Source organism: Streptomyces sp. UNOC14_S4, assembly GCF_020740835.1.
Classification (GTDB): Bacteria; Actinomycetota; Actinomycetes; order Streptomycetales; family Streptomycetaceae; genus Streptomyces.
The window spans coordinates 1-4564 of sequence record NZ_JAINFC010000573.1; the positions used below are offsets into that span (position 1 = coordinate 1).

4 protein-coding genes are annotated in these 4564 nt (G+C 72.2%); 1 reads left to right on the top strand and 3 read right to left on the bottom strand.

The window, feature by feature from the left end:
* Positions 1–228 precede the first annotated feature (228 nt).
* The 3 genes from K6I34_RS32265 to K6I34_RS32275 form a co-directional block, all read right to left on the bottom strand.
* Positions 229–1365, bottom strand: a complete 1137-nt coding sequence (locus tag K6I34_RS32265) for an Mrp/NBP35 family ATP-binding protein (protein ID WP_229331567.1) — start codon at positions 1363–1365, stop codon at positions 229–231.
* Between the two features lie 68 nt (positions 1366–1433).
* On the bottom strand, positions 1434–1970 hold the full coding sequence (locus K6I34_RS32270) for a DUF1003 domain-containing protein (protein ID WP_229331561.1): 537 nt from the start codon (positions 1968–1970) through the stop codon (positions 1434–1436).
* Entirely contained in the window at positions 1960–3255 is a 1296-nt protein-coding gene (locus tag K6I34_RS32275; protein WP_229331563.1) for a magnesium transporter MgtE N-terminal domain-containing protein, read from the bottom strand. Before K6I34_RS32275 ends, K6I34_RS32270 begins: the two co-directional genes overlap by 11 nt.
* Before the next feature lie 185 nt (positions 3256–3440).
* On the opposite strand from K6I34_RS32275, the gene K6I34_RS32280 reads away from it, so the two are divergent.
* Positions 3441–4223: a hypothetical protein gene (locus K6I34_RS32280; RefSeq protein WP_229331565.1), complete on the top strand. Its 783-nt coding sequence runs from the start codon at positions 3441–3443 to the stop codon at positions 4221–4223.
* The last annotated feature ends 341 nt before the right edge of the window (positions 4224–4564 follow it).

The following is a 4564-nucleotide window of genomic DNA, read 5'->3' on the forward strand; positions in this document are numbered from 1 at the left end:
TCTCGGGGCGTACGGGCGGGGGATGAGCGCGTACGGGATGGGGTTCGCGGTGATCAAGGATCTCGCGGCGTATACCGGCTGAGCGGTGCGCCCGGTTTTCCGGGCGCGCCTACCGGGGTGCGGCTTGCGCTCGGCGCGCGGCCACCGGTCGTCTGTGGCTGGTCGCGCCCACGCGGCGGAGCCGCAGAATGTCACAGCCCCGCGCCCCTTACGGGGCGCGGCCTGCGGTCAGAACTTATTACGCGGTGTGATGCCCAGCGACATGCCGGAAAGGCCGCGCTGGCGGCCGCCCAGCTTGCCCGCGATCGCGCGGAGCGCGGCGCCCGCGGGGGACCCGGGGTCGGAGAGGACGACCGGCTTGCCCTCGTCGCCGCCCTCGCGGAGGCGGACGTCGATGGGGATGGCGCCGAGCACGGGGACGTTCGTGCCGGTGGTCTTCGTGAGGCCGTCGGCGACGAGACGGCCGCCGCCGGTGCCGAAGACGTCGACCATCTCGTCGCAGTGCGGGCACGGCAGCCCGGACATGTTCTCCACGACGCCGACGATCTTCTGGTGCGTCTGCACGGCGATCGAACCGGCGCGCTCGGCGACCTCGGCGGCGGCCTGCTGAGGGGTCGTCACCACGAGGATCTCGGCGTTCGGGACGAGCTGGGCGACGGAGATCGCGATGTCACCGGTGCCCGGCGGGAGGTCGAGCAGGAGGACGTCGAGGTCGCCCCAGTAGACGTCGGCCAGGAACTGCTGGAGCGCCCGGTGCAGCATCGGGCCGCGCCACACCACCGGGGCGTTGCCGGGGGTGAACATGCCGATGGAGATGACCTTCACGCCGTTCGCCGACGGCGGCATGATCATGTTCTCGACCTGGGTGGGGCGGGCATCGCCCACGCCGATCATGCGCGGCACCGAGTGGCCGTAGATGTCCGCGTCGACGACGCCGACCTTGAGCCCGTCGGCCGCCATCGCCGCCGCCAGGTTGACCGTCACCGAGGACTTGCCGACGCCGCCCTTGCCGGAGGCCACCGCGTAGACACGGGTCAGCGAGCCCGGCTTGGCGAACGGCACCTCGCGCTCCGCCGTGCCGCCCCGCAGCGCGGACGCCAGCTCCTTGCGCTGCTCGTCGCTCATCACGTCGAGCTCGACCTCGACGGCCGTGACGCCCTCGACGGCCGCGACCGCCGTGCGCACGTTCGACGCGATGGTGTCGCGCATCGGGCAGCCCTGGACCGTCAGGTAGACCGCCACCGAGACCGTACCGTCCGCCGCGATCCCCACGGATTTCACCATGCCCAGCTCGGTGATCGGGCGGTGGATCTCGGGGTCGTTCACCGTCGCCAGCGCGGCGCGGACCGCGTCCTCGGCGGGCACGGTTCCTGCGGGAGTTTCGGTAGCCATGCCCCCGATGTTACGGCGCGCCACGGGGCCTGCGGAAAGGGCTACGAGCGGTCGCGTTCCTCACTCTCCAGCGGGAATACCCGCCGCTGCTCCAGTTCCTTGACGAGGTCCTGGAACTCCGAGCGGATCCAGTCGCGCGTCGCGACCTCGCCCAGGCCCATGCGCAGCGCGGCGATCTCCCGGGTCAGGTATTCGGTGTCCGCGATCGACCGCTCGTTCTGCTTGCGGTCCTGCTCCAGGTTGACCCGGTCGCGGTCGTCCTGCCGGTTCTGCGCCAGGAGGATCAGCGGGGCCGCGTACGACGCCTGGAGGGACAGCACCAGCGTCAGGAAGATGAAGGGGTAGCTGTCGAACCGCAGGTCCCCGGGGACCGTGGTGTTCCAGACCACCCACAGGATGATGACGACCGTCATCCAGACGATGAACCGGCCCGTCCCCAGGAAGCGGGCGATGTCCTCCGAGAGCCGTCCGAACGCCTCCGGGTCGTACTGCGGCAGCCAGCGGCGGCGCTTCACCCGCGGCAGGTCCAGCCGTACGCGGCGCTCCTTGACCCGGTCGGGCCTGTCGTCAGTGCCCATGGGAGGCCTCCGGCAGGTCGCTCATGCCCAGCGCACCGGAGTGCAGCTCGGTCTCCCGCCAGTCGTCCGGCAGCAGGTGGTCCAGGACGTCGTCGACGGTCACCGCGCCCAGCAGCGAGCCGCTCGCGTCGACGACGGGCGCGGCGACCATGTTGTACGTCGCCAGGTAGCTGGTGACGGCGGGCAGCGGGGTGTCCGGCGGCAGCGGCCGCAGGTCGGTGTCGACGATCGAGCCGACCAGGGTGAACGGCGGGTCCCGCAGCAGCCGCTGGAAGTGCACCGTGCCCAGGTACTTCCCGGTGGGGGTCTCGTCCGGCGGGCGGCACACGTAGACCTGGGCGGCCAGCGCGGGGGAGAGGTCGGGGTTGCGCACCCGGGCGAGGGCGTCGGCGACCGTGGCGTCCGGGCGGAGCACGATCGGCTCCGTGGTCATCAGGCCGCCCGCTGTCCGGTCCTCGTACGCCAGGAGCCGCCGCACGTCGGCCGCGTCGGCGGGCTCCATCAGCGTGAGCAGCCGCTCCATGTCGTCCTCCGGCAGCTCGGAGAGCAGGTCGGCCGCGTCGTCCGGGTCCATGGCCTCCAGGACGTCGGCGGCCCGCTCCTCCTGGAGCTTGCCGAGAATCTCGATCTGATCGTCCTCCGGCAGCTCCTCCAGGACGTCCGCGAGCCGGTCGTCGTCCAGGGCGGCGGCCACCTCGGCGCGCCGCTTCGGCGACAGGTGGTGCATCACGCTCGCGAGATCGGCGGGGCGCAGCCGCTCGAACGTGGCCAGCAGGTTCTCCGCGCCCTGCCCGTGCTCCTCCAGCGAGAAGCCGGTGACCGCGGACCACTCGACGGTGAGCGTCTCGCCCTTGCGGCGCAGCGCCCCGCCCTTGCCCCGCCGTACGAAGACCTTGTCGATCTCCCAGTCGCGGCGGGCGGGCAACTGGGTGAGCGCCACATCGAGGACGGTGGCCTCCTCGCCCCCGTCGACCATCCGCACCCGGCGGTCCAGCAGCTCGCCGATGACCAGCGTCTCGGTGCCCCGCTGCTCGAAGCGCCGCATGTTGATCACGCCGGTGGTGATGACCTGGCCGGACTCCACGCCCGTCACCCGGGTCATGGGCAGGAAGATCCGGCGGCGGCTGACGACCTCCACGACCAGCCCCAGCACGCGCGGCGGACGGCCGCCGACACGCAGCATCGCGACGACGTCCTGGACCCGGCCCACCTGGTCGCCGTTCGGGTCGAAGACGGCCACGCCGGAGAGGTGCGACACGAACACCCGGTGGACGCCCGCTGCCATGGCCGCGACCTCCTTCCGCCGGGTCCGGCTTCCGCCGGGGCGCGTTGGGGCGATGTCCGGTTCAGGCTAACGTGACCGGCTTCCTCCTGGCGCGGGAGAGAGGGCCGTACGGACTGCCCGCTTCCGCTCCCGGGGCACCCGGGTACGCTGCCGTTCTCCACCGCTGACAGGAGGCATGAGGAGACGTGCGAACCCGGAAGGCAGCCGTTGTCGCGACGCTCTGCGTGGGCCTGTCCGCCGCGCTGACCGCTTGTGGCAGCGGGGGCGACGACCCCGACGCGGGCACCAACGGCGTCGGCAAGCTCGACCCCGCGAAGATCCAGGACAAGGCGCGCACGGCCGCCCGGAGCGCGGACACCGTCCATCTCTCCGGCAGCGTCGTCAGCCAGGGCCGCACATACAAGATCGACATGCGGCTGAAGAAGGACGGCGGGACGGGACGGGTCTCCTCGGACGCGAGCGCCTTCGAACTGCTGCGCGTGGGCGACGAGCTCTATGTGAAGGCGCCCGCGGCGTTCTGGGCACACGGCGGGGACAAGGGCAGCGACAAGGGGGACAAGGGAGGAAACGGTGCTGCTGCCGCGGAGAAGCTGGAGAAGAAGTATGTGAAGGTGCCCTCGGCCGACCCCGCCTACCAGCAGTTCAAGGGCTTCACCGACAAGAACGTGCTGCTGGACGGCCTCCTCGGCCTGCACGGCAAGCTCGCGCGCGGCGACCACGCGACGGTGGGCGGCGTCCGCACCATCCGCGTCACCGGCGGAGGCGGCAGCGGCGGCACCCTCGACGTCTCCCTCACGGGCACCCCGTATCCCATCCGCGTCCAGCGCGCCGGCGGCGCGGGCCAGCTGGAACTGACCGACTGGGGCCAGGACTTCGCGCTGTCCGTACCGGCGAAGGGTGACATAGTGGACTACGGCAAACAGATCCCGTCAACGGGCACGGGAGCCGCGCTCCCGAGCACCAGCTGAGGGCTCCACCGCCGGGGCCTCGCCTAATGGGTTGCCTCTTGCGCTCCGCGCGCGGGTGCGCCCCCGGTGGGGGCTTGTCGCGCAGTTCCCCGCGCCCCTGAAAAGCCGCCTGCGAGCTCGGTCGCCCGTGTCCGTCTGGCGGCTGCGGGTCGGTGGGGGCTTGTCGCGCAGTTCCCCGCGCCCCTGACGGGGCGCGGCCCGCCCGGCGCCGTGGCGGGGGCTCCGCCCCCTGCACCCCCAGCAGAGCGCAGCGGCGGGGACAACCATCCCCCTGCAGAGAGCCGAAAGCGGACGGCAAGCACCCCCTACCGGCAGCCGACAACCGGTGGAGGGGGCGGGGC